Below are 24,186 nucleotides of genomic sequence, written 5' to 3' on the forward strand. Positions count from 1 at the left end.
CTTCAAATTGATCGCCCCTTAGTGGCGCGAACTTGTGTCACAAATTAGAAGGGTAAGGGCAGAATTTCGGTTAACAAAGCTTTTATTCTTACTTTTTTTGCCGGCGTTGCGAGGGAGCAACAGTAGCGTCGTCGCGCCGTGCAACTTTTCACCTCTAATTTCGTTCATCCCCCGTACAGGATGGGGGCATCACCATATGTGCAAGCTCCAGGACTCGGCGAAGTGTTTCCCAGTCGGGTCACATGTGTTCCGGTAAGAAGGACACAAACGGGGCACCGGTTTCAGGCTTCCTCCATCGGAAGCCTCTATAGCCCGGCTTCAATGCTGTGGCGTTAAGTCAGGAAGTGGAAGGCATATTTCATGAATATTCAACTTGGTCCTTCCCAGTTCGCCAGATCCCTTCGTCCCTTCCTGCTGACGATCCTGCTCGTTACGCCATTCTGCCTGCTGAGAGGGCCGCTGCACTGGCACGGCTATTCCTATTTCCTGTTCCTGCCGGCGGTGGCGCTGGCTGAAATCTTCTTCGGCTTCGGCGTGGGCCTGTTCGCTATCCTGCTGACGGTGTTCATCGCCACCTATTTCTTCATCGAGCCGATCTACACCCTGTGGTTCTCGCCGGCACAACTGCCGGCACTGGCGCTCTATGCCCTGAGCTCGGTGGTGATTTTCGGCGCCTGTGAGGGCGTGCGCCTCCTCGTCCAGCATGTCTCGGATGTCAGACACAGGGCCTCGCAACAGGCCCTGGGCGCATCGGAGGCGGCTAGGCCCAAGCAGCGGGCCGTCTCGGTGGATATGTGGCGTGGCTTCGTGCTGTGCACGATCTTCATCAACCACATGCCGGGGAACGTTTTCGAGGCAATCACCTTCCGCAATATCGGCCTGTCCGATTCGGCCGAGGCCTTCGTATTCATGTCCGGCGTTGCCATGGCGCTTGCCTATGGGCGCAAGTTCAATGGCGGCAAGGAGTGGGACGTCTCGCTCACCTTGATCAAGCGGGCGGTGAAGCTCTACGGCGTGCATCTTCTGCTGTCACTTGCCGGCATCGCCATCTTTGCGGCCGGCGCCATTGCCTGGCATGCGCCCGGGCTGATGGCCATGCATGGGCGCGACCTGTTCGTGAAGGACGCCAACACCTTCCTGTTCGGCATCATCTCGCTCGGCCATCAGCTCGGCTATTTCAACATCCTGCCGCTCTATATCGCCCTGATCGTGGTAGTGCCGGGCCTGTTCTACCTGGCCCGCATCCATATCGGCCTGATGCTCGCGGCCTCGGCCCTGCTCTATGCGCTGACCCGGTTCTATGGCTGGAACCTGCCCAACTGGCCGATTCCCGGCGGCTGGTTCTTCAATCCCTTCGCCTGGCAGTTCATCATGGCGATCGGCATTGCCGCCGGCCTTGCCATGCAGCGGAACCGGCTGGTGCGCTCCAAGCCGTTGTTCATCCTGGCAAGCGTGATCGTGTTCGCCGGTGCCTTCGTCGTCACTAACGGCTTCGGGCTCTCCTTCGGCGTGCGCGATGCGGTCTATAACTGGCTGGACCTCGACAAGACCAATCTCGGCCTTGGCCGCCTGACCCACTTCCTGGGCCTGGCCTACTTCATCTACTGCCTCGGCATCTCGCCGAAGCTGGCCTCGCTGCGCATCCTGCAGCCGCTGATCGTGCTGGGCCGCCACAGCCTGCTGGTGTTCTTCCTGTTGTCGCTGGTGGCGGCCTTCGGGCAGGTGTTGCTGCTGACGGGGCATAATGCGCTGTGGGTCCAGGTGGCCCTGCTGGTCGGCGGCGTCAGCTTCTTCTATGCCGCCGCCAGGTTCAGCGAAGCCGAGAAGGCTGCGGGCGGCCCGGTGATGGTGCGGGGTTGAGCGGACCTGTCGCCTCGTGAGCCAGAAGAACCGGAGCCAGAAGAATCGGAGCCACGAGATCCGTCTCGCCACGCCTGCTGACAGTGCCGCCGTCCGGGTCCTGGTCCGGGCTGCCTATTCGCACTACGTGGCCCGCATCGGCCGCGAACCCGGATCGATGGGCGATGACTACGACGCGCTCATCCGCGCCGGCCGGGTGCATGTGATCGGGGAGGGAGGGCAGATCCTCGGCCTACTCGTTCTTCTTCCCGAACCGGACGCCATGCTCCTCGACAATGTGGCCGTCGATCCCGCGCATCGAGGCTCCGGTGTCGGCCGGGCGCTCTTGCAATGGGCTGAACAGACCGCACTCGATGCCGGCTATTCCGCTATCCGGCTCTACACGAATGAGGCGATGACCGAGAATATCAGCCTTTATTCCCGGATCGGCTATGTCGAGACACACCGGGGCGAGGAGAAAGGGTTGAAGCGGGTCTACATGACGAAGCGCCTGCGCTGAAAGCCCGGAACGTCGTCAGTTCGGCGCCAGGACCTTGATCTTCGGGTCATAGGTGTAACTGATCTTCATGTCCTCGCCGCCGGCCTGCATCGCCGCCATTCCGCTGGCCTTGAGGGGGCGTTTGGTCGCGGGATCGACATAGAACGTCACCGTCATGACTTTCGGTGAACCGGGGATTTCGAAGCTGTAGACGCTCACCGGCTTGTGCCCCAGTTTCTTGCCGCCCAGGCATTGGATGTTCTTGGGCTCCTCGCCCATGAAGCCATCGGCAAGAAAGAGCGTGTGCAGTTCTCCGATGGCCTCGTCAGGCAGGGCCGTCCAGCCGCCGTCGACCTTGGCGAAGCCCTTGCCGCCGACTAGGATGGCATCGCGCTGATTGCGGTTGCCGCTGTCTTCGCTGTGCAGGTCCAGTGCGTCCGGCAGAACGATCTTCGCGATGCTGGTGCGAGTGCTGGATTCGCCGGGCCTGCTGGTGGTGAATGTGAGCTCGGTCTCCACCTTGCGAGGACCGGCGTCGTGATAGGCCTGCATCACCGCGGCGAAATCCGCGGTGCAATCGGCATAGGCGAGGGATGACGCGGCCAGCAAAGCGGCGAGCGCAAGGGTGGCGGGCAGATAGCGCATGGTGGTTCCCGTGACTGGATGGCCCCGGCCGAATTGTGGCGCCGGTTTTTTTATGGCCTCCCATTCATGTCACGAAAATGTGTACTGTAAACACCACTTTTCGATTTTCGGAGTATAACGCGAAATGGGGATGTGTCGAAAGAGACACAGAATTGGCTCCGTCCAAGCTTCGCTCCGGACAGCCAGGCACGCCACCCCGTCTGGGCTGGCGCAATCGCTATTGCCGGGGGCCGAGCCTAGAGCTTCAGCTTCACCCTGGTGTTCAGCATCTGGCTGCGCCGTGCGCTGGAGCCAACCTTGATCTCGAAATCGCCGGCTTCCAGCATGGGCTTGAGATCCTTGCCGTGGAAGGTGAGATCCTGGGCGGGCAGGGGGATGGTGACCGTGCCGCTCGAGCCGGGATCGAGCGTAATCCTGCTGAAACCCTTCAACTCGAGCAAAGGGCGGGAGACGCTGGCGACGAGGTCGTGAGTGAAGAGGAAGACGGTCTCCTCCGCTTTGGCCTTGCCCGTATTCGTCACTGTTACGGTCACCTCGATCGTGTCGGTGGGGCCGAAGACCGGCTTGCTCACCGCCAGCCTCGACAGCGCGAACTCCCCATATGTCAGGCCATGGCCGAACGGGAAGTCCGGCGCATTGGGCGCGTCGATATATTTCGAGGTGTAGTGATCGTTCGGATTGAAGGGGCGGCCCGAGGGATATTGCGAATAGAAGAGCGGCGCCTGGCCCACGGCATTCGGCCAGCTCACTGGCAGGCGTCCCGAGGGGGAGACCTTGCCGGTCAACAGGTCAGCGAGCGCAGGGCCCGCCTGTTCGCCCGGAAACCAGGCCATCAGCACGGCCGAGGCCTTGGGGAAGAGCCAGGGCACGGCGAGAGGACGGCCGGCAAAGAGCACGACGATGACCTTCTTGTCCAGGGCCAGGATCGCCTCGGCAAGCTCACGCTGCTTGCCCGGCAGGTCCGGATGGGCGCGGCTTGCGGCCTCGCCGCTCATCGGCGCGGATTCGCCGAGACAGAGCACGATGGTATCCGCGCCCCGTGCCGTCTCGACGGCGGCTGCGATGCCGGAGGTGTCATTGCCGTCGATGCTGACGCCGGCGGCATGGCTGACGCTGCCCACCGCTTCGCTGAGGCCTTTCAGCACGGTGATGCTGTCCTCGGCCACCGACGCGCCGCCCCAGGGACCGCGCATGTCGGCCTGCGCTTCGGCGAGCGGGCCGATCAATGCGACGCGCTCATGGGCAGCGAGCGGCAGCGCGTCGTTGTAATTGGTGAGCAGCACGCAGGATTTGCGCGCCGCATCGCGGGCCACCTCATGGTGGTCGATCTTGCCGGCCAAGGCTGCCAGCGGGGCGGCGCCGCGCCGATAGGGCGCATCGAACAGGCCGAGCCTTTCCTTCAGCACCAGCACCCGGCGCACGCAGGCGTCGATCTCGTCCATGGTGACCAGGCCACGCGAGAGCGCTTCCGGCAGATGGTTGCGATAGGCGTTCGAGACCATGTCGATGTCGACGCCGGCCCGGATGGCGAGAGCCGCGGCTTCGGCAAGATCGGCTGCCACGCCGTGGTGGAGCAGTTCGGCAACGGCGTTGTAGTCGCTGATGATGACACCGTCGAAGCCGAGCTTGCCGCGCAGATAGTCCTTGAGCAGGGGCTCATGCACGGTCATGGGAATGCCGTCGAAGCTGGTGAAGGCAGGCATGATGGCGGCGACGCCGGCCTGCACCGCCGCTTCGAAGGGCGGCAGGTAGATTTCGTGGAGGCTGCGCTCGGAGACGTCCACGCTGGCATATTCGCGCCCGGCCAGCACGGCGCCATAGGCACAGAAATGCTTGGCGGTGGCAGCGAGCGACCCAACGGTCGAGAGGTCGGAGCCCTGGAAGCCCTTGATCTTGGCGGTCGCCATCTGCTGGTTGAGCCAGGGATCCTCGCCCGCGCTCTCGATGATGCGGCCCCAGCGGAAATCCCTGGAGACGTCGAGCATGGGCGCGAAGGTCAGCGCCACGCCGTCATTCCAGGCCTCGACTGCGGCGACGCGCGCCGTGCGGGCCCAGGCCACGGGGTCGAACATCGCCGCCTCCGCCAGCGGCACCGGGAAGGCGGTCTTGTGTCCGTGGATGATGTCGAAGCCGAGCAACAACGGGATGCCCAGGCGCGATTCCTCCACGGCGATGCGCTGGACCTCGTTGACATGTTCGGGGCCTACCATGTTGAGCAGGTTGCCGATATCGCCGGAGCGGATGGCATCGGGCGAATCGCCGCCGAGCAAGGGGCCGGTCACCGCATAGCCGGAGGCGACCATGTTGAGCTGGCCAAGCTTTTCGCGCAGCGTCATCTTGGCAAGAAGAGTATCGATCCGGCTCATGGGTTGTCCTTGCGCGTTGGTTCCTGGGACCGCAGGCGCTCCGCCTGCGGCCGCGGGAACGAAACTCTTCTTCCTGCATAACGCCTCATGTCTTCTGTTCAAGTCACGCTTGCGATAATCCTGCAGCCAGCCTGAATCGGAGAGACGCGATGAGCGAGACAGAAAGCCTGGAGCGCTGGATCGAGCGGCAATATCCCATCGCCGTCGCCAATATGCTGCGCAGCATTTCTGCGACTGGTATCACCAAGCCGCGCCCCGGCTTCGGCCAGACCGTCGTGCCGGCGAGAGGCTCTGTGGTGGCTTCGCCCGTGCCCGCCTCCTACGATCCCGACCCCGATTATTTCTTCCACTGGTACCGTGATTCGGCCGTGGTGATGGATGCGCTCAGGCTGGTGGAGACCGAGGAGGCCAGCGAGCATTTCTGCGATTTCGTGAATTTCAGCCTCAACCTGAACGAGCTGCGCGGCGCCGATCTCGTCGATGACAAGAGCTGGCGCGACGGCGTTGCCGAGGATTTCCGGCAGTTCGTGCGCGAGGACCATGACCTCGCCGCCGTATCGGTGCGGGGCGAGACCCGCGTCAATCCCGATGGTTCGCTCGACATCTCGCGCTGGAACCGGCCGCAATATGACGGCATTGCCGCGCGCGTGCTGACGGTGCTGCGCTGGGCCAGGAGCCGCGGCCCGTTCGGCGGCCTGAAAGACGATGCCGTTTCCGAACTGCTGGATGAGGATATCCGCTTCGTGCTCGCCCATTGGCGCGAGCCAAGCTACGACATCTGGGAAGAGGAGAAGGCGCATCACTACTATACGCTGCGCCTCCAATGCGCCGCGCTGGAAGAAGGGGCGGCCTGGCTGGCGGGGCAGGGCGATCCGGAGGCGGCGCACCAGGCCCGCGCGGCGGCCCTCGATATCCGTGGGCGGCTTGACCATTACTGGCAGCACGAGCCCGGTTATTACCGCTCCCGCCTCACCGAGGACGGCAAGCCGACGCCGAAGGATCTCGACATCGCCGTGATCCTCGCCGCCATCCACGCCGCCGATGCCTCGCCCGCGCATTCGCCGGCCGATGCCAAGGTGGAGAGGACGCTCGACGCGCTCGATGCCATCTTCGAGGCCGACTACGACATCAATCATGACAGGCCGGCGCGGCGCGGCCCGGCGCTCGGTCGCTACCGGGGCGACGAGTATTACTCGGGGGGTGCCTATTATTTCTCCACCCACGCCGCGGCCGAGTTCTGCTATCTGCGCGCCGCCGTGCTGAAGGCCGAGGATCCCGAAGCCGCCGCCCGTCTCAAGGCCCGGGGCGATGGCTATCTCGAAACCATCCGAGCCTTTACGCCGGAGGATGGCGAGATGTCCGAGCAGTTCGACCGCAAGACGGGCGAGCACACCTCGGCCAAGCATCTCGCCTGGAGCTATGCGGGCTTCATCAGCGCCGTGGAGGCGCGGGCGGCAGTTTAATTCCCGGGTGCGCGGACGTCTCGTCCGCATCTTCCCCTCCCGCAACCGTTGCAGTTCAAGATGCGGACGAGACGTCCGCGCACCCGGGATTCTGCCCGAGACGTCCGCGCTCCCAGCACTACTCCATCACTGCGCTGTGGTCCATCTTCGGCACCTGCTTGGCTTTCTTCAGCAGGAAGACCAGCGGCATCACCGCCAGCGACATGATCATCATCAGCTTGAAGTCATCGATGAAGGCGATGACGGTCGCTTGCTGGGTGATCATGCCGTCGATTGCGGTCAGGCCGCTGGTCGAGAAGGGATGCATGGCGTGGGTCGACGCCATTTCGCGCATGGCGGGGTTGTAGCGCGTGACATAGGTGGCGAGGTTGGCGTGGTTGACCTGCGTGTTCTCGGTCAGCAATGCCGAAACCACCGAGATGCCGACGCTCGAGCCGATATTGCGCGAGAGATTGTAGAGCCCGGTGCCGTCGCCGCGGAGCGACGCGTTGAGGGTCTCGAAAGTCACGGTGGTCAAGGGCACGAACAGGAAGCCGAGGCCGGCGCCTTGCACGAAGCCGGTGACGACGATGCGGGTCTGCGACACATCGGGCGTCCAGGCCGTCATGTCGTACATGGCCCAGGCCGTCAGCCCCAGGCCGATCAGCAAGAGTATACGTGTGTCGACCTTGCCGATCAGGCGGCCCATCAGGAACATGCAGATCATGGTGCCGACGCCGCGTGGGCCCATGACCAGGCCGGCGGTGACGACGGGATAGCCCATCAGCGTCTGCAGATAGGGCGTCATCAGCGCCATCGAGGCGAGATAGGTCACGCCTACGACGAAGATGAAGAGCATGCCGACCGAGAAGTTGCGGTCGAGGAACAGGCGCGGTTTGACGAAGGTGTTCTCGCCCGTGAAGGTGTGCACCAGGAAGATATAAAAGGCGCAGGCGGCGATCAGCGCCTCGATCTGGATCTCACCCGATGAGAACCAGTCCTTCTGCTCGCCGCGGTCGAGGAACATCTGCAAGGCGGCGATGGCGACCGAGAGCATGCCGAAGCCGAGCCAGTCGAGCCTGGCGAGCATGTTGCTCTTGGTCTCGGTCACGAAGGCCATCACGCCCAGCATGGCGGCAAGGCCGATCGGCAGGTTGATGTAGAACACCCAGCGCCAGGAAATATTGTCGGTGAGCCAGCCGCCAATCACGGGGCCGAGCACCGGTCCGACCATGACCGAGACGCCGAACAGCGCCATGGCCGAGCCGCGTTCCTCGGGCGCGTAGATGTCGAGCAGGATCGATTGCGACAGCGGCACCAGCGAGGCACCGAAGAAGCCTTGCAGCAGGCGGAAGCCAACGATCTGGTTGAGCGACTGCGCCATGCCGCAGAGCATGGAGGCGACCACGAAGCCGATGATGGCCGACAGCAGCACGCGCTTGCGTCCGAACCGGGCGGCCAGGAAGCCCGATGGCGGCGTCATGATCGCGGCGGCGACGATATAGGAGGTCAGCACCCAGTTGATCTGGTCGGCGCTGGCAGCGACGTCGCCCTGGATATGGGGCAGGGCGACATTGGCGATTGTGGTGTCCAGCGCCTGCATGATCACCGCGAGGATGACGCAGGCCGTGATGGCGCCGCGATTGGCGACCGGCACAAAGGCGGGGATCGCGAGCGGCGCCCTGCCGGGGGCGGCGGTAGCGGACGCACTCATGGCGGGCTGTCCTTGAAAAGATCTTTTAGAAAAAGGGTTTGTCCGTAAAACCTACTGTAAAATGTCATGGATGCGCGAGGCGGCAGAATCGCTCCGCGCCGCCTTTCAGCCCTTGGCGGGCTCGGTCTTCTTGCCTTGCCAGCGGTCGATGAGGCCCTGCACGAAGTCGGGCAGGCCGCGGGCATGGCCGGTGTCGACACTGACTTCGGCGCTCATGCCCACGCGCAGCGGCGGCTTGTTCGGATCATTCTCGATCGTCACCCGCATCGGGATGCGCTGCACCACCTTCACCCAGTTGCCGGTGGTGTTCTGCGCCGGCAGCAGCGAGAAGCTGGAGCTGGAGGCCGGGCTGATCGTCTGCACCTTGCCCTTCCATTCGACGCCCGGATAGGTATCGACGGCGATGGTCACCTCCTGGTCGGGCTTGACATAGGTCAGCTCGGTCTCCTTCGGGCTGGCATCGATCCACATGTCGGTGGTCGAGACCAGGTTGAAGGCCTGCTGCGAGGCCTGGAGATAGGCGCCGACCTGCAGGCTGTCGACATTGGTGACGATGCCGTCGAACGGCGCCTTCACCACGGTGTCGTTGAGGTCGCGCTGGGCATTGTCGACCGCCGATTTCGCCTGCAGGTAGAAGGGGTTCTGCTCTACCGTCTGCGAGGCGTCGCCGCCGAGCTGGGCCAGCATCGCCTGGGCCTGGGCCTGCGCCACCAGCACCTTCTGGTTGGCGGCGTCGAGGTCATGCCTGGCCGAGTCGAAAAGGGCCTTGGAGGCCGCCGAACTCGATTGCAGATCCTGCTGGCGTTTGTATTGCGCCTCGAAGAAGGGAATGTCCGCCTTGGCCTGCTCGATCTGGGCGAGAGCCAGCGTGTAGCTCGCCTGCAGCGTCACCACCTGGTTGCGCACCGTGCCGAGCTGGGCCTGCGCGCCGGCGAGCGCGATCTTGTAGGTGTCCGGACGCAGGCGATAGAGCAGATCGCCCTTCTTCACCGTCTGGTTGTTGTGCACGTCGATCTCGATCACCGTCCCGGCGACATCGGTGGAGACTCCCACGGTGGCCGCGCCGACATAGGCATTGTCGGTCTCCATCACCTGGCCGCCCGTGACGTAATAATAGCCGCCCGCCACCACGGCGACCGGCAGGAGCAGGAACAGGAGCGGACGCAGCAGCGAGCGCTTCTTCTTAGGGGCCGGAGTGGCGGCCGGCGCCGCAGGAGCCGGCGCCTGGGAAGCGGGGGTGGCTTCGCCGGGCTGCTCTACTGCGGGTTTGTCGGGGGCGACGCGATTTTCGATACGCGTAACATTGTTACTTCCGTCAGCCATGACTTGCCTCTTTGCCATCGACCGGTAAGCGGCAGGCCTCCAGCAGATTGGACTTCATAATTGTTAAGGTGTTGAGCAATTGAACACGTTCCTGGTCCGATATGCCGGCCAGGGCCTCTCCACGGGTTACCTCGCCGATACCCCGGATTTCGGTGAGAAGGGGGTAGGCTTCGGGCGTCAGAAAAAGCAGCCAGATCCGCCGGTCAGCCGCATGCTGGCGCCGCTCGACCAGGCCGCGTGCCTCCAGTTTGTCGAGGATGCGCACCAGCGTGATGGGCTCGATTTCCATAATATCGGCGAGCCCGCCCTGATGGATGCCTTCATTCTGCGACAGATAAGCGAGAGTCTGCCATTGCGAACGGGTCAGCCCGAGGTCGCGCGCCCTTTGCTCGAAACGCTTGCGCAGGAGGCGGGCCACGTCATGCAGTACAAAGCCAAGGGTTGGTTGTGTGAGCATGATCAGGACAGACCGTGTTGATAATGAGGTTGCTTATGATCCATGTTATCTATAACAAGGTAGCCGGGATTGCAATCGCTGAAATGGCTCGGGTGAAGGAAATGGGCCGCTATCACATGAAATTTGATCACCAAATGATGTTTTTCGCCGTTGGGGCCGCCTCGGCGCTTGCCGGTTTCATGGCACTGGGGGCGGAAACGGCTCGCGCGGCGCCCAGTTTCGTAAGCTGCGGTGGGGCTGCCATGCTGGGCGGTGCCCAGCTCAACTGCAGCCATCTCGCGCCGAAGAAGCCGGCGCAATTGTGCAATTTCAGCTGGAGCCTGCTCCTGCCGAACAATGTCCCGCAGGTGGTGAGCGGATCGTTCCTGCTGCCGCAGGGCGCCAATAATGCGATCGTGTACCAGGGCACTGGCTTTGTGGGTTCCCTGACCGCACCTGTCATCCTGTGTGCCGATCAGCATTGAGTGCCCTTTCGTAATCCTTTGGGCCTCTGCTGAGATTTCCACAAAAGCTTTGCGGTATGGCCGCAAAGCTGCCTCTTTTCGTTCAGCCTTTATACAAGCAAGGCGCGTTATCCATGTCGGTAGCGTGCAGAAATTGGCTGGGAGCCGCATCGCCTGCTGTATGTGCCACCTGGCGCGCAGGCGAGCCCGGTAAGGAAACGAGGGCCAGGATATGATCGCAAGAATGAGGGCTGCCATCGGAACGTTGCTTGTTCTGATGGCGGTGACGATGCTGCTTCCGCCGGCCAGGGCCCAGGATGCCCAGGCGCCATCGCCCCAATCGCAACAGGAAAAGCGCATTGCGCTGGTCATCGGCAATTCGTCCTATGCGGGGGGCGCCTTGCCGACGACCGCCAATGATGCCGGGCTGATCGCCCAGACGCTGCAGGCCGCCGGCTTCGACGTTGTCGGCGCCCGCGATCTCGACCAGGATGCCCTGCGTCACGCCTTCCGCGACTTCCTCGACAAGGCCCAGCAGTCCGGCCCCGATACCGTCGCCTTCGTCTATCTCGCCGGCTACGGCGTCCAACTCGAGGGGCAGAACTACTTCGTGCCCGTCGATGCGAAGCTCGCGACGCCGGCCGCCATTCCCTCCGAGGCCATCCGCCTTTCCGATTTCATCCAGCCTTTGGCCGGCCTGCATCTCAAGGCGAACATGGTCGTCATCGATGCCGCTCGCGCCAATAATTTTGCGCAGGGCGACCAGCCGCTCGCCGGCGGCCTCGCGCTGATGGACGCCAATCCCAATTCGCTCATCGCCTTCAACGCGGCGCCGGGCACGGTGGCGCCGCAGGAACAGGGACCCTATGGCGCCTATGCCCAGGCTCTCGCCGAGACGATACGGGTGGGCGGCCTGCCGGTTGCCGACGTGTTCGACCGCGTGCGCCTGCGCGTCAATGAGCAGACGCAGGGCGGCCTGCTGCCCTGGAGCGTCTCGCGCATCAGCGAGCCCTTCGTGTTCTTCGACCGTGGGCAAGGCGCGCCGCCGCCCCAGGCGACCTACTACCAGGACAAGTCTTTGCAATCCAAGCGCATCGCCGACTTCGGTGCGGGGGATGCCTATGCCGCCGCCGTGGCCCGTGACACCCTGCCGGCCTATCAGGATTTCATCACCGCCTATCCCCGCGATCCGATGGCCAAGCGCGTGCGCGCCATCATCGCAGCCCGCCGCGAGGCCATTACCTGGCGCGAGACCTGGACGCGCGACACGCCGAATGCCTACTGGTCCTATCTCAGGCGCTATCCGCGCGGGCCACATGCCTGGGATGCGCGCCGCCGGCTCGACTATCTCTCGGCCGCGCTCGAGCCGCCGCCCACCTTCGACGTGATCGACTATGACGTGCCGCCGCCGGAAGAGGACGAGATCGTCTATGTCGATCGCCCCGTCTTCATCTTCTCGGACCCGGATTTCGACCTGCCACCACCGCCTCCGCCGGCAATCATCTTCCTGCCGCCGCCGCCGCGTGACTTCGTGGTGCTGGCGCCGCCGCCGCCGCCGCTCGATCCCTACCTCCTGCCGACTCCCCCCTTCGTGGCGGTGCCGGAGTGGGTGAGGCCACCGCGCTATGTCGAGCCGCCGCCGCAGAATTTCATCTTCGACAACATCCACGACGCGCGGGTGATCAATGAACGGATCAACGAGCCGCCGCGGCAGGAGGGCCTGACGCCAGGCGAAAAGACGGGAGCCGCGCTTGCCATCGGCGCCGGCGCCGCCGCCGTTGCCCTGCCGATGTTCCTGCGCAACCGCGCCAACCGTCCGCCGCCGCAGGGGCAGCCCGGTGTCGGCGGGGCTCCCGTGCTGCCCGGTGCCGTGCCGCAGCCGGGGCGCCTGCCGCCGGCGCAGACCCTTCCCGGCCTGAACGGGCAACCCCTGCCGCTCAACAAGGGCCGTCAGCCTCTGCCCCAGCCTGGCATTCTTCCTGGCCAGCAGCCGGGCGGAAAGCTCCAGCCGGGCCTGCAGCCGGGCAACCAGAACCAGCCCGGCACCTTCCTGCCGGGGCAGCAAAATCAGCCGAACCAGCTCAACCAGCCCGGTGTCGGGGGCACGCCCGGAGTCGCAGGCCAGCCGGGGCAGAAAGGAACCCCTCGTTTCCGCAAGCAGCAAGGCAATGCACCCTTGCAAGGCGGGCAGGTCCAGCCGAATGCACAGACCGGCCAGCCCGTGCCTGGTGTGGCCCCCGGCCAGCCGGGGCAGAAGGGGAACCCCCGTTTCCGCAAGCAGCAAGGCAATGCACCCCTGCAAGGTGGGCAGGTCCAGCCGAATGCACAGACCGACCAGCCTGGGCCTGGTGTGGGCCAGCCCGTGCCTGGTGTGGCCCCCGGCCAGCCGCAAGGCGGCCGCAAGCGCCTGCCCGGCCAGCAACTGGGGACGCCGGGCGGCGCTGGTGCCGGGCAACCGTTGCCTGCCACGCCGGTTCAGCCTGGCGGGCGCAAGCCTCGCCTGCCGGGTCAGCCTGCCTTGGAGCCGGGTGCCACGCCGCAAGGCGGTCAGCAGCCATTGCCGCGGGCCAAGCGCTTTAACCAGGCACCGCTGCCGCAGGGCGGCCAGCCGCAGACCAACAATCCTGCGCCGCGCTTCAACCCGCAGAATGGTCAGAGGCCGCGGATGCAGTTCCAGCCTCCGGGGGGCGAACAGGCGCCTCGCCAGCAAGTGCGTCCGACGCCGCAGTTCCAGCCGCGTCCGCAGCCCCAGATGCAGCCGCGTCCGCAGCCTCAGATGCAGGTGAGGCCGCAACCGCAACAGCAGATGCGTCCGCCGCCGCAGGCACGTCCGCAGCCACAGCCGCGTGCTCCCGCTGCGCCGGCCGAACGCCGCTGCGGCCGTCCGGGCCTGCCGCCCTGCCAATAAGCTCTGCCGCCTCGTCGACAGGCTGAACAGCCGCCCGGTCCGCAAAGGCCGGGCGGTTTTTATTTTCCGGGCAGCATGCGCTCGAGCACCTCGTCCTTTCTGACGAGGACGTGCCATGCCACCGCCAGCACATGCAGCGTCAGCACCGCACCGATCGCCCAGGCGCCCCAGTAATGCAGGCTCTCGCCCAACAGGGCCCTGGCCTTGTCGAGCGGCAGCAGGCGGGGCCAGGAGAACAGGCCGAACCAGGGCAGGGAATAATTGCCCGAGGCCGAGAACAGATAGCCGGTGAGGGGCATGAAGAACATCAGGCCGTAGAGCGCGAGATGGGCAAGGCGGGCGGCAAGATGGGTGAGCGCCGGCGGCGCATTGCGGTAGAGCGGCTCGCCGGCCAGCAGCCGATAGACGAGCCGGAGCACCACCAGCACCAGGGCGGTCATGCCGAGCGACTTATGGATATCGAGAATCTCACGCCTCGGTGAGGTGCCGGGCTCCAGGAAGGCGGCCCAGACGCCGAGGCCGATGGCCGTGAAGATGATCGCCGCCATCAGCCAGTGGAAGAGGCGCTGCTGGCGGTCGTAATGATAGCGGTCGGGGGCGGTCGGCGTTGCGGTCGAGGACATGCGCGATACTTTCAAAAGCCCCCCGCAACGCGGGATGGCCTTCGATCGGGGCCGAATTGGGGCGGGTTGCTGCGGTGCAATAAATTTGGGCGGGCCGCGGTTTGGAGTGTCGATCACCGATCGACATCTTCCTTGCCGGCAAAGATATCGTTCCCAGAATGTCGATCTCAGCCCCTTCTGCCATGCTGAAAGGGGCGGGATCGACACTCCCATCCTTCACCCGTTGTCGTCGTTCGTCACCACGGCCAGGTTCGCATAGCCGTCCTTGTTGTAGACGTCGTCGCGGAACTCGACGAGGCCTTCGGGCGTCGCCCAGGCCGTGACGTAGATCCAGAACACCGGCACCTTGGCAGTCGGGGTTGCCGTGGTGCGGGCGCCGGAACGGATCACCTCGTCGATGCGGTCGCGCGTATATTCGGTGCCCTGCAGGATCCAGGCGCAGAGATCCCGCACGTCCTGCACGCGGGCGCAGCCGGAGGAATCGAAATGATACTCGGAGCCGAACACCGACTTTTCCGGCGTGTCATGCATGTAGACGCCATACTGGTTGGCGATGTTGATGCGCACCTGGCCGAGGGAATTGTCGAAGCCAGGGTCCTGGGTGAAGCGCATGCGCGTCGCCTCGTCGGTGTTCCAGTCGATCTGGCTCGCCAGGATCTCCTGGCCGGTCGGCGTGTAGATGCGGATGTGGTGTTCGGTCAGATATCCCGGATCCTTCTGCATCAGCGGGATCAGGTCTTTCTTGATGATGGAGAGCGGCACCGTCCAGAAGGGATTGAAATTCACGTTCTGCACGACGGTGGAGAGGATCGGCGAGGGGCGGTCCGGCTTGCCGATCACGGTGTTGTGGCGCTGTTCGACCACGCCATTGCTGACGGCCTCCACCTCGGTCGCCGGGATGTTCATCATCATGTAGCGGCTGCCGAGACTGCCCATCTCACGCAGGCGCACGATGTTCATCTGGAGTTGTTTGACGCGCACGTCGATGGGAATGGCGAGGGCGGCGCGCGAGGTATCGCCGACCACGCCGCTGGCCTCGATGCCATGGCGGGCCTGGAAGCGCATCACGGCTCCGTCGAGATAGGAATCGAACACCGGTGAGCGCCCAAGCGAGGGGGCGAGGTCGCCGGACGCCACGAGGCGCTGGCGCAGGGAGACCACATCGGCATTGTCGTCGCCGAGCTGCAGGCGCTCATTGCCGGTCACCTGCGGCCAGCCGCCCTGTGCGGCGAGTTCCTGATATTTCGCCAAGGCTCGTTCGGTTGCCTCGATCGTGCCTGATGACAGCAGCGGAGAGGAACTCATGGCCGCATCGAGCGGGCTGGTGATCGAATCGTAGCCCTCCTTCATCTCCATCTGGCCGAGGCCGAGATTGTTGGACAGCGAGGGGCGCGACAGGGCGGTTGATGCGGCACCGCCGGCCAGGAGGGCAAGGATGTGACGACGTGTGAGCGGCAGGGACATGTCTACAGGCCTGTTCAGCACCAGGCCTCGGCCCGGTTGGATTGGAAATCTGCGCGAGATGAAAAACCCCTCTCCTTAAAGAAAAGCGCAGAAATGAGCCGAGCTACCAACCCTGAGGCGAAGTCACCGAGATTTGAGGGAACGTTATCGGGAGTGAGGAGGATATGCAGTTACCTACGCCAAGGATTTCTACCCCAAGGCGTTGAAGTAGAGCCATTCGCGTCAATGGAGTCACAGCCAGCGCATACGCCGCCGTCATTCCGGCCGTAGCGAAGCGAAGAGCCGGAATCCAGGAACACAAACCTTTCAAGGACAGTGTTCGTGGATTCCGGGTCTCCTTTCAGTCGCCCGGAATGACGTCGTGTGTCCGGCGCCTTCTCGTTCGGCACTTTCCTGGCCGACCATCACACCGTCTTCAGCATGCCGCCATCGACGTAATAGGCCGAGCCCACCGAATAGGTCGCCTTGTTCGAGCACAGGAAGACGAAGAAATTCGCCATTTCCTCGGGCGAGGAGAAGCGCTTGATCGAGGCATTCTCATGAGCGACGCCGTCGAGATAGCCCTGCCAGTCGCCGCCCTTGCCGGCGGTGAGCTGCTTGGCGGTCTTGATCCAGTCCGGCGTCAGCACCAGGCCGGGATTGACCGTGTTGACGCGGATATTGTCCTTGATCACCTCCTCGGCCAGCGTCTTGGAGAACATCATCAGCGCTGCCTTGGTGACGTTGTAGATCGGCTCGTACCAGAGCGGCTGCAGCGCGCAGATCGAGGCGTTGTGCAGGATCACCCCGCCGCCGCGCTGGCGCATCATCGGCACGAAGCCACGGGCAAGGCGCACCGCCGCCATCACATGCAGGTCCCAATAGGCCTGCCATTTCTCGTCCGGGGCCTCCATGATGGTCTCGTTGGAGCCGGTGCCGGCATTGTTGATCAGGATGTCGGCGCCGCCGAAAGTAGCCCTGGTCTGGTCCACCAGTTCGCGGATGCCGTCCACGCCGGCGACATCGCAGGAGACACCGAGGGCGCGCACGCCGAACTCGGTCTCGATGCGCTCGGCCTCGACGGTCACGCGCTCGGCCTGCCGAGCGGCGAGCACGACATGGGCGCCCTCGGCGGCCAGGCCCTCAGCGATGGCGAGGCCGATGCCCACGCTCCCGCCCGTGATGACCGCTACCTTGTCCTTCAGCCCGAGATCCATGGCCCGTTCCTTCCCTTGTCAGAATCCGCCGACAACATAGCCGCCATCCACGGGTAATGTCGTGGCTGTCACGAACATCGAGGCGGGGGAGGCAAAGAAGATGGCGGTGCCGACGAGATCGTCCACCGTGCCCCAGCGCTTGAGGGCGGACTTCTGGGCGATCTTCCCGGCGGGCACGGGGTCGGTCCACAGGGCCTTGGTCATGTCCGTCTTGTGGTAGCCGGGCGCGATGGCGTTGACGCGGATGCCTTCGGGGCCGAATTTATGGGCGAGCGCCCGGGTGAGGCCCATGATGCCGGTCTTGGAGGCGCAATAGGCGGGGACGCTGTCATCGGCGAGATAGCTCAGCATCGAGGCGATGTTGATGATCACGCCCTGCGAGTTCTTCAGGAGTGGATGGGCGGCCATGGCGAGGCGCATGGCGCTGTTCATGTTGACATCGACGACTTCGAGATAGGTCTCTTCCGTCCATTCCGCGTCCGGGCGGGCGATGCCCTGGGAATTGACCAGCACGTCGAGCTTGGGCAGGGCGGCGAAGAAGGCGTCGACGGCCTTTTTGTCGCGCACGTCGAGCTGCTCGAAGCGGATGCCGCTTTCCCCATTGGCGGCCTTCGCCGCGGCAAGGCGCGCGCTGGTCGAGCCGGTGGCGATCACCGCTGCGCCAAGGCGGGCAAAGCCCTGCGCGAGGGCAAGGCCGATGCCGCTGGAGCCACCCGAGACCACCACGGTCTTGCCGGCGAAGAGATCGGGACGGAAGGCGGAGAGAATGTCCTGCATGGGGATTTCCTTGGGTGTTTTCGTTTGGGCTGGCGCTGAGCCGGCCGGAGTCATCTCTGCTCCAGCCGATCCAGGTCGTCGTAGAGCGCCTGCGAATGGCGGTAGAGCTTGTCGAACACCGGCTGCATGCGGGCATAGGTCTCGGCCCAGGCCGGGTCGGGCAGGACCTCATGTTCGTAGTGCACGAAATGACCGATGGCGTCCTCAACCTTCGCGAAGCGGCCGAGCGCCGTTGCCGCCATGGCGGCGCAGCCGACTATGCCGCATTCGGTCTCCCGCGGCACCAGGATGGACACGTTATAGGCGCTCGCCTTGATCTTCAGCCAGAACTCGCTCCTGGCGCCGCCACCTGATGCGACCACGCGTTCGAGCTTCTGGCCGGTGGACGCCTCCATCACGCGGATGTGCCGGTTCACCGCGAAGGCGACGCCTTCCAGCGTGGCGCGGTGGAGATGGGCGAGGCCGTGCTTGGCGCCGATGCCGAAGAACTGGGCGCGCGCATTGCGGTGGGCGCCGAGCCGCTCGCCCGCCAGGAAGGGCAGGAAGAACAGGCCTTCGGCGCCGGCCGGTGCCTCCGCCGCCTTGGCGACGATGTCGGCATAGGAGAGCGACTTTTCATGGAAGGCGCGGCGCGCCCAGCGCATGGCGTCGCCTCCGGTTTCGAGCAGAGTGAACGGCCCCCAATGGCCCTCGACCGTGCGCACATTGCAGATTTCCGGATCGAGCAAAGGCTGCGGCGTAATCAGGGTGATGATGGAAGAGGTGCCCATCACGTCCGAGGCGGTGCCAGGGCTCACAACGCCCGAGCCGAGCACCGCCACGGGATAATCGGCGCCGCCTACCAGGACGGGGATGCCTTCCGGCAGGCCGGTCTCGCCGGCTGCCTCGGCGGTGACATGGCCGAGAATGTCGAGGGGCGAGCGGATCGGCGGCAGCTTGGCGGCGTCAAGGCCGAGGCGCTCGATCATGGCTGATGACCATCGGCCCGTCCGCGGGTTCATCAGGAAGCTGCAGGAGGCATCGCCCTCGTCCATGGCGATCTCGCCTGTGAGGTGCAGATTGATATAATCCTTCGGCATCAGCACGGTAGCTGCTGCCTGGTAGGCCTCGGGATCGTTGTCGCGCAGCCAGGCGAGCTTGAAGCCGGGCCAGGCCGGCGTCGGCGGATTGCCACTCTCGGCGAGATAGGAGGAGGGCGGATTCGAATGCTCGAACCCGGCAACCAGACCGACGGTGCGTTTGTCGTTCCAGAGGGGGGCGGTGTCGCGGGTGAGCCGGCCCTGGCTGTCGACCAGCACGGTGCCGTGCATCTGGCCGCAGGCGGCGACGGCGGCGATCCCGGTTTTCGAACCGGCATGCTTGCCGAGGACCGTGCGGATGGCCACCACCGTACCGGACCACCAGTCGGCCGGGCGCTGTTCGGCCCAGCCGAAGGCCGGCACGATCTGATCATATTCGCTCGCCGCGATTTCGAGGATGGCGCCGCTGCCCGCATCGACCAGGGCGGCGCGGGCGCTGCCGGTGCCGACATCGATGGCAAGGATCAGGTCCCCGGTCATGCCAGGTCTTTCGGTTCTCGGTCCTTCGGCTCTTGGCCTTTTCGGTTCTTGCTCATGCGCGCATCCTGCCTCGAAGGAAGACATATTTCCGGAGTGATGCTACGCGTACGCATGCCAGTCAACCGCAAATTCAGCGCATTTATGCTGCGACGCAGCAAATATATTCCATATCTTGTGACCTTTTGCCCTGATATGTAGCATTGCTACAGAATTTCAGTGATAGGGGGTGGCTCCGTGCCAGCCCCAGGAGAATCGAGACATGGCCGCCAACCCCCTTGAAACGATCGAGAAGATCGGCGTCGTGCCAGTTATCGCAATCGAAAATCCTGCTCATGCCCTGGCGCTTGCCGATGCGCTGGCGGAGGGCGGGTTGCCGATCGCCGAGATCACCTTCCGAACCAAGGCGGCCGCCGAAGTGCTGGCCATCCTGAAGGACAAGCGCCCCGACTTCCTCGCTGGCGCCGGCACGGTGCTCGATCTCGAATCCGTGAGGGCATGCAAGGACAATGGCGCGAAGTTCGCGCTCTCGCCAGGCTTCGATCCGCAGATCACGGCGGCTGCCAGAGATATCGGCCTGCCCTTCGCCCCCGGCATCATGACACCGACCGACCTGACGCTGGCAACCCGCGCCGGATTTCGCCTGTGCAAATTCTTCCCGGCCGGCATCGCCGGTGGCCCGAAGGCGCTGGAGGGCATCGCGGCGCCCTTCAACCATCTTGGCGTGCATTTCATCCCCACCGGCGGCGTCAGCTTGGAGACGATGGGCGACTGGCTGAAGCATCGCTTCATCGCGGCTGTCGGTGGCACCTGGATCGCCAGGCCCGAGGACATGCGCGAGGGCAAATTCGCGGAGATCACCGCCAAGGCAAAGGCCGCGGTCGAGCGCGCCAGGGCCATTCGCGCGGGTGAAGCATGAGCGCCTATCGGCCCGCCACCCAGCCGACGCTCTATTTCATCGGCGTCACCACCACCAAGAGTTCGATCATGCGGGTGTTTCCGGCCTGGGCCAAGCATCTCGGTCTCAAGGATGCGGTGATCAAGGGCATCGACTTTCCGCTCCATGCCGATCCCAGCGCCTATCGCGAGGCGGTGGCCTTCATCAAGGCCGATCCGCTGTCGATGGGCGCGCTGGTCACCACCCACAAGATCGATCTCTACAAGGCCTGCCGCGACATGTTCGAGGTAATAGATACCTTCGCCCTGCGCATGGAGGAGACGAGCTGCATCTCCAAGCAGGGCGGCAAGCTGATCTGCCATGCCAAGGATCCGATCTCCTCAGGCCTGTCGCTCGATGGTTTCATCCCCAAGGGCCATTTCGAGAAGACCGGGGCCGAGCTCTTCTCGATCGGCGCCGGCGGCTCCACCATCGCGCTGACCTGGCATATGGGCCGGCAGGAGCGCGGCGCCGACCGGCCCTCGCGCATGATCGTCTCCAATCGCAGCCAGCACCGGCTCGATGAGATCGAGCGGATTCACAAAGAGATCGGCCTCACCGTGCCGGTCGACTATGTCCTGGCTCCCACGCCTGCCGACAATGATGCCGTCACCGCTGCACTCAAGCCGGGCTCGGTGGTGATCAACGCCACGGGTCTGGGCAAGGACGCGCCGGGCTCGCCGCTCACCGAGGCGGTCGTCTTTCCCGACCACGGCATCGTCTGGGACCTCAATTATCGCGGCGACCTCGTCTTCCTCGACCAGGCCCGCAGGCAGCAGGCGGCCCGCCATCTGCAGATCGAGGACGGCTGGACCTATTTCATCCATGGCTGGACGCAGGTGATCGCGGAGGTCTTCCACATCGACATCCCGACCTCCGGTCCGGGCTTCGACAAGCTCGGCGAGATCGCCATCGCGGCGGCGAAGGGCTGAGCGATGGAACGCATCCTCGTCACGCCGCGCTCGCTGACATCGACGCCCCATCCGCGGATCGAGCAGTTGCGCGACCAGGGCCATGAGATCGTCATGTCCACGCCCGGCAAGTCGCCCGACGAGGCCGAACTGCTGGCGCTGGTGCCCGGTGTCACCGGCTGGCTCGCCGGGGTGGAGAAGATCTCGCCACGCGTGATCGAGGCCGCCGGCAGGCTCCGGGCGATCAGCCGCAACGGTACGGGCGTCGACAATCTGCCGATCGAGGCGCTGCTCGAGCGCCGGATTGCCGTGCGCATCGCCGCGGGCGCCAATGCGGCCGGGGTGGCGGAACTCGCCATCGGGCTGATATTCGCGGCACTGCGACAGATCCCGCTCTGCGATGCCGGTATCAAGCAGGGCCAGTGGCCACGCCGGCTGGGCGCCGAGATCCGCGGCCGCACGGTCGGGGTGATCGGCTGCGGGGCGATCGGCGCCGAGGTCGCGCGCCTGGCCGCCGCGCTCGGTGCCCGCATCCTCGCCTTCGATCCCCTCCGTCCGAATGTGAATGTCGGTGAGCGCGAGCTCACCTGGGCGGAGGTGCCGGAGATCCTGGCGCAGGCCGATATCATCACGCTGCACTGCCCGGCGCTGGCGGATGGCAGGCCGCTGATCGGTGCCGTCGAGCTTGCCTCGATGCCGAGCGGCGCGATCCTGATCAACACGGCGCGTGCGATGCTGATCGACGAGGCGGCGGTGCTTGCCGCCCTCGATGCCGGCAGTCTCGGCTGCTACGCCACCGACGTCTTCGACGACGAACCACCGACGAGCCTCCTGCTCGCCGCTCACCCGAGGGTGATCGCCACCAGCCATATCGGCGGCTTCACCCAGGAAAGCGTCAACCGGGCCACCGAAGTGGCCATCGCCAACCTGATGGATGCCTTGCGGGCGGGGAAGGGGTGATGGTCCGAGTATTCGAAGCGCCACTAACAAGGGCGCGAGGAACGTCATTCCGGGCGACCGTGGGGAGACCTGGAATCCATGAACACCGTCCTCGAAGGATTGTGTTCATGGATTCCGGCTCTTCGCTGCGCTCCGGCCCGAATGACGAACATTGCCGTTTCTGCCTTTCTCAACAAGACATCGGAGTTCCCTGAGATGGCCTTTGCGGCATTGCGGTTTTCCGGGACACTGGCGCACAAGCTTGCTGCTTCGCGTCCCGAAACGGGCGTCTCGCTCTACTGGCTCGGCCAGGCCGGCTTCCTGGTCGATACTGGCCGCCTGCGTATCCTGATCGATCCCTATCTGTCGGATTCGCTGGCGCAGAAATATCGAGATCGCGGCTTTTCGCATGAGCGCATGATGCCCCCGCCCATCGAGATCGCCGACCTCCCGCCGATCGATTTCGTGGCCTGCACGCATTTCCATACCGACCATATGGATGGTGCGACGCTGGCCCCGATCGCCGAGCGCTTTCCCGCCGTCAGTATCCTGGTGCCGAAGGCTTCCCTGAAGGTCGCCGCGGAGAAGACCGGTCTCGGGCCGAATAGCTTCATCGGCGTCGATGCCGGCGAGACGCTTGTCCTGGGCGAGGGCGCCGAAGTCACCGCCGTGCGCGCGGCGCATGAGGAGCTCACGCGGGACGAGGCCGGCCACCACCTCTTCCTCGGCTATGGCTTCAGGCTGGGCCATGTCAGAATTTTCCATTCGGGCGACACCATCCCCTTCGAGGGACAACTGGCCGAGATCGAAGCCCTGAAGCCTGATATCGCGCTGTTTCCGGTGAATGGTAGGTCGGAAGCGCTTCGCTCGGCCGGTATCGTCGGCAATTTCACCCTGGACGAGGCTGTCGAAGTCGCCGAGGCCTGTGCCATCCCCATTCTTCTGGCGCATCATTTTGGCATGTTCGCCTTCAACACGGTCGCGCCCGAAATTATCGATGCCAGGGCGGTGGCCATGACCGGCAAGACGAGGCTGCTTCGGGCCAGGGAAGGAATCGAGTATAGGCTATGAATCCCGCCTGACGCTGCGGATTCAGCCCTCCCGCCAAGAGAGGGAACCTAAGAAGGGTGACTAAGGCTATGGCCTCGCCGGATTCTGTCGTTTCCTCCCAGCCTGCTCCCCGAGCCACGATCCAGAATGTGCTCGAAGTCGTCCGCGTGATGCTCGGCGAATTGCGCAAATCCGACCGCAAGGTCGCCGATCTCATCCTGGCCGATCCCCATCGCATCCTCAACGCCACGGTGGCGGAGACGGCGCTTGCCGCGGGCGTGAGCGAGCCGACGGTGATCCGTTTCTGCACCGCCATCGGCTGCAGCGGCTTCCAGGATTTCAAGCTGCGCCTCGCCCAGAGCCTCGCTTTGGGCACGCCGGCCACCCATTCGGTGCTGCTCGACACCGATCCACCGGAAGCCGTGGTCGAGAAGATCTTCGACTACACCATCACCAGCCTCGACTGGGCTCGCCACCATCTCGACAAGGAGGCGTTGAAGCAGGCAATCGGCATCCTGGAGCGCGCCAACTCTATCGAGTTCTTCGGCTTCGGCGCCTCCGGCATCGTGGCGCGCGACGCCCAGCAGAAATTCCCCCTCTTCGGTGTGCCCTGCGGCGCCCAGCTCGATTCCCACCAGCAGATCATGGTCGCCTCGATGATGAAGCCGGGCGATGTCGCCGTGGTCATCTCCAACACCGGACGTACCCGCTCCATCATCGAGGTAGCGCGCACGGCCCGGGAAAACGGGGCCAGGGTGATCGGCATTACCGGCTTCGAAACCTCGCTCGCCAGCCATTGCGACGTGACCTTGCTGGTGGAGACGCTCGACAACACCAATATCTATACGCCGACCATCTCGCGCATCGCCGCGCTGGTGGTGATCGACGTACTCTCCACCGCCGTGGCGCTACGCCGCGACGAAGCCCATGTCTGTCGCTTCCAGCGTATGAAGCGGCGGCTGGCGGAGTATCGGACCGAGGAGTGAGGGTCCTTCTACGCCCTTATTTATACCTCACCGCCACGATCAGGTTCGGCATGGCCGCAACGCCTGCCCGCCCGCGCATGTGGGAAATCCGCCCCCGCTCGACACCGGGGG

General features: G+C 64.6%; 19 protein-coding genes and 1 pseudogene. 10 read left to right on the forward strand and 10 right to left on the reverse strand.

Annotated elements, in window-relative coordinates; genetic code table 11:
* Nucleotides 1-360 precede the first annotated feature (360 nt).
* Both opgC and QQL24_RS15065 read left to right on the forward strand, forming a co-directional pair.
* Nucleotides 361-1,860 (forward strand): OpgC domain-containing protein, encoded by a 1,500-nt coding sequence (gene opgC / locus QQL24_RS15060; protein WP_284313059.1) that lies wholly within the window; start codon nucleotides 361-363, stop codon nucleotides 1,858-1,860.
* 16 nt (nucleotides 1,861-1,876) lie between these two features.
* On the forward strand, nucleotides 1,877-2,359 hold the full coding sequence (locus QQL24_RS15065) for a GNAT family N-acetyltransferase (RefSeq protein ID WP_284313060.1): 483 nt from the start codon (nucleotides 1,877-1,879) through the stop codon (nucleotides 2,357-2,359).
* Nucleotides 2,360-2,374: 15 nt separating this feature from the next.
* On the opposite strand, the gene QQL24_RS15070 is transcribed toward QQL24_RS15065, so the two are convergent.
* Entirely contained in the window at nucleotides 2,375-2,983 is a 609-nt protein-coding gene (locus tag QQL24_RS15070) for a hypothetical protein (RefSeq protein WP_284313062.1), read from the reverse strand.
* Nucleotides 2,984-3,219: 236 nt separating this feature from the next.
* Nucleotides 3,220-5,349, reverse strand: coding sequence for a glycoside hydrolase family 3 N-terminal domain-containing protein (locus QQL24_RS15075; protein ID WP_284313063.1), 2,130 nt, complete (start codon nucleotides 5,347-5,349; stop codon nucleotides 3,220-3,222).
* A gap of 149 nt (nucleotides 5,350-5,498) precedes the next feature.
* On the opposite strand from QQL24_RS15075, the gene QQL24_RS15080 reads away from it, so the two are divergent.
* Nucleotides 5,499-6,812: a glycoside hydrolase family 15 protein gene (locus QQL24_RS15080; RefSeq protein WP_284313064.1), complete on the forward strand. Its 1,314-nt coding sequence runs from the start codon at nucleotides 5,499-5,501 to the stop codon at nucleotides 6,810-6,812.
* A 235-nt stretch (nucleotides 6,813-7,047) separates the two neighbouring features.
* Here the strand turns inward: QQL24_RS15080 and QQL24_RS15085 are convergent.
* From QQL24_RS15085 to QQL24_RS15095, 3 genes and pseudogenes are all read right to left on the reverse strand, one after another.
* Nucleotides 7,048-8,505 (reverse strand): annotated as a pseudogene (locus QQL24_RS15085) (DHA2 family efflux MFS transporter permease subunit); the annotation flags it as partial.
* Nucleotides 8,506-8,610: 105 nt separating this feature from the next.
* Nucleotides 8,611-9,828 (reverse strand): HlyD family secretion protein, encoded by a 1,218-nt coding sequence (locus QQL24_RS15090; protein WP_431310690.1) that lies wholly within the window; start codon nucleotides 9,826-9,828, stop codon nucleotides 8,611-8,613.
* Nucleotides 9,821-10,285, reverse strand: coding sequence for a MarR family winged helix-turn-helix transcriptional regulator (locus tag QQL24_RS15095; RefSeq protein WP_284313067.1), 465 nt, complete (start codon nucleotides 10,283-10,285; stop codon nucleotides 9,821-9,823). The genes QQL24_RS15090 and QQL24_RS15095 overlap by 8 nt, the downstream gene beginning before the upstream one ends.
* A gap of 35 nt (nucleotides 10,286-10,320) precedes the next feature.
* On the opposite strand from QQL24_RS15095, the gene QQL24_RS15100 reads away from it, so the two are divergent.
* Both QQL24_RS15100 and QQL24_RS15105 read left to right on the forward strand, forming a co-directional pair.
* Entirely contained in the window at nucleotides 10,321-10,749 is a 429-nt protein-coding gene (locus QQL24_RS15100; protein ID WP_284313068.1) for a hypothetical protein, read from the forward strand.
* 223 nt (nucleotides 10,750-10,972) lie between these two features.
* Entirely contained in the window at nucleotides 10,973-13,636 is a 2,664-nt protein-coding gene (locus tag QQL24_RS15105) for a caspase family protein (RefSeq protein WP_284313069.1), read from the forward strand.
* A gap of 59 nt (nucleotides 13,637-13,695) precedes the next feature.
* On the opposite strand, the gene QQL24_RS15110 is transcribed toward QQL24_RS15105, so the two are convergent.
* From QQL24_RS15110 to QQL24_RS15130, 5 genes are all read right to left on the reverse strand, one after another.
* The gene (locus tag QQL24_RS15110; protein ID WP_284313070.1) at nucleotides 13,696-14,259 is read right to left on the reverse strand and encodes a cytochrome b; all 564 of its coding nucleotides are present in this window, start codon (nucleotides 14,257-14,259) and stop codon (nucleotides 13,696-13,698) included.
* A 216-nt stretch (nucleotides 14,260-14,475) separates the two neighbouring features.
* On the reverse strand, nucleotides 14,476-15,723 hold the full coding sequence (locus QQL24_RS15115; protein ID WP_284313071.1) for a L,D-transpeptidase family protein: 1,248 nt from the start codon (nucleotides 15,721-15,723) through the stop codon (nucleotides 14,476-14,478).
* A 404-nt stretch (nucleotides 15,724-16,127) separates the two neighbouring features.
* Complete coding sequence (locus QQL24_RS15120) at nucleotides 16,128-16,919, reverse strand: SDR family NAD(P)-dependent oxidoreductase (RefSeq protein ID WP_284313072.1); 792 nt, start codon at nucleotides 16,917-16,919, stop codon at nucleotides 16,128-16,130.
* Between the two features lie 18 nt (nucleotides 16,920-16,937).
* Complete coding sequence (locus QQL24_RS15125; protein ID WP_284313073.1) at nucleotides 16,938-17,696, reverse strand: SDR family NAD(P)-dependent oxidoreductase; 759 nt, start codon at nucleotides 17,694-17,696, stop codon at nucleotides 16,938-16,940.
* A 50-nt stretch (nucleotides 17,697-17,746) separates the two neighbouring features.
* Nucleotides 17,747-19,255, reverse strand: coding sequence for a xylulokinase (locus QQL24_RS15130; RefSeq protein WP_284313074.1), 1,509 nt, complete (start codon nucleotides 19,253-19,255; stop codon nucleotides 17,747-17,749).
* 259 nt (nucleotides 19,256-19,514) lie between these two features.
* Between QQL24_RS15130 and QQL24_RS15135 the strand changes: the two genes are divergently transcribed.
* The 5 genes from QQL24_RS15135 (at nucleotide 19,515) to QQL24_RS15155 (ending at nucleotide 24,075) form a co-directional block, all read left to right on the forward strand.
* On the forward strand, nucleotides 19,515-20,171 hold the full coding sequence (locus QQL24_RS15135) for a bifunctional 4-hydroxy-2-oxoglutarate aldolase/2-dehydro-3-deoxy-phosphogluconate aldolase (protein WP_284313075.1): 657 nt from the start codon (nucleotides 19,515-19,517) through the stop codon (nucleotides 20,169-20,171).
* The gene (locus tag QQL24_RS15140) at nucleotides 20,168-21,121 is read left to right on the forward strand and encodes a shikimate dehydrogenase family protein (RefSeq protein WP_284313076.1); all 954 of its coding nucleotides are present in this window, start codon (nucleotides 20,168-20,170) and stop codon (nucleotides 21,119-21,121) included. The genes QQL24_RS15135 and QQL24_RS15140 overlap by 4 nt, the downstream gene beginning before the upstream one ends.
* A 3-nt stretch (nucleotides 21,122-21,124) precedes the next feature.
* On the forward strand, nucleotides 21,125-22,060 hold the full coding sequence (locus QQL24_RS15145; RefSeq protein WP_284313077.1) for an NAD(P)-dependent oxidoreductase: 936 nt from the start codon (nucleotides 21,125-21,127) through the stop codon (nucleotides 22,058-22,060).
* 195 nt (nucleotides 22,061-22,255) lie between these two features.
* Nucleotides 22,256-23,110: an MBL fold metallo-hydrolase gene (locus QQL24_RS15150; protein ID WP_284313078.1), complete on the forward strand. Its 855-nt coding sequence runs from the start codon at nucleotides 22,256-22,258 to the stop codon at nucleotides 23,108-23,110.
* A 56-nt stretch (nucleotides 23,111-23,166) separates the two neighbouring features.
* The gene (locus QQL24_RS15155) at nucleotides 23,167-24,075 is read left to right on the forward strand and encodes an SIS domain-containing protein (RefSeq protein WP_284313080.1); all 909 of its coding nucleotides are present in this window, start codon (nucleotides 23,167-23,169) and stop codon (nucleotides 24,073-24,075) included.
* Nucleotides 24,076-24,186 lie beyond the last annotated feature (111 nt).

The sequence above is a fragment of the Labrys miyagiensis genome, assembly GCF_030160835.1.
GTDB lineage: Bacteria > Pseudomonadota > Alphaproteobacteria > Rhizobiales > Labraceae > Labrys > Labrys miyagiensis.

Coding starts and splice junctions, on each gene's coding strand:
- QQL24_RS15110 (WP_284313070.1), bottom strand. CDS start 14,259: ATGTCCTCGACCGCAACGCCGACCGCCCCCGACCGCTATCATTACGAC.
- QQL24_RS15080 (WP_284313064.1), top strand. CDS start 5,499: ATGAGCGAGACAGAAAGCCTGGAGCGCTGGATCGAGCGGCAATATCCC.
- QQL24_RS15135 (WP_284313075.1), top strand. CDS start 19,515: ATGGCCGCCAACCCCCTTGAAACGATCGAGAAGATCGGCGTCGTGCCA.
- QQL24_RS15140 (WP_284313076.1), top strand. CDS start 20,168: ATGAGCGCCTATCGGCCCGCCACCCAGCCGACGCTCTATTTCATCGGC.
- QQL24_RS15125 (WP_284313073.1), bottom strand. CDS start 17,696: ATGCAGGACATTCTCTCCGCCTTCCGTCCCGATCTCTTCGCCGGCAAG.
- QQL24_RS15145 (WP_284313077.1), top strand. CDS start 21,125: ATGGAACGCATCCTCGTCACGCCGCGCTCGCTGACATCGACGCCCCAT.
- QQL24_RS15090 (WP_431310690.1), bottom strand. CDS start 9,828: ATGGCTGACGGAAGTAACAATGTTACGCGTATCGAAAATCGCGTCGCC.
- QQL24_RS15150 (WP_284313078.1), top strand. CDS start 22,256: ATGGCCTTTGCGGCATTGCGGTTTTCCGGGACACTGGCGCACAAGCTT.
- QQL24_RS15075 (WP_284313063.1), bottom strand. CDS start 5,349: ATGAGCCGGATCGATACTCTTCTTGCCAAGATGACGCTGCGCGAAAAG.
- QQL24_RS15115 (WP_284313071.1), bottom strand. CDS start 15,723: ATGTCCCTGCCGCTCACACGTCGTCACATCCTTGCCCTCCTGGCCGGC.
- QQL24_RS15105 (WP_284313069.1), top strand. CDS start 10,973: ATGAGGGCTGCCATCGGAACGTTGCTTGTTCTGATGGCGGTGACGATG.
- QQL24_RS15070 (WP_284313062.1), bottom strand. CDS start 2,983: ATGCGCTATCTGCCCGCCACCCTTGCGCTCGCCGCTTTGCTGGCCGCG.
- QQL24_RS15120 (WP_284313072.1), bottom strand. CDS start 16,919: ATGGATCTCGGGCTGAAGGACAAGGTAGCGGTCATCACGGGCGGGAGC.
- QQL24_RS15095 (WP_284313067.1), bottom strand. CDS start 10,285: ATGCTCACACAACCAACCCTTGGCTTTGTACTGCATGACGTGGCCCGC.
- QQL24_RS15100 (WP_284313068.1), top strand. CDS start 10,321: ATGATCCATGTTATCTATAACAAGGTAGCCGGGATTGCAATCGCTGAA.
- QQL24_RS15130 (WP_284313074.1), bottom strand. CDS start 19,255: ATGACCGGGGACCTGATCCTTGCCATCGATGTCGGCACCGGCAGCGCC.
- opgC (WP_284313059.1), top strand. CDS start 361: ATGAATATTCAACTTGGTCCTTCCCAGTTCGCCAGATCCCTTCGTCCC.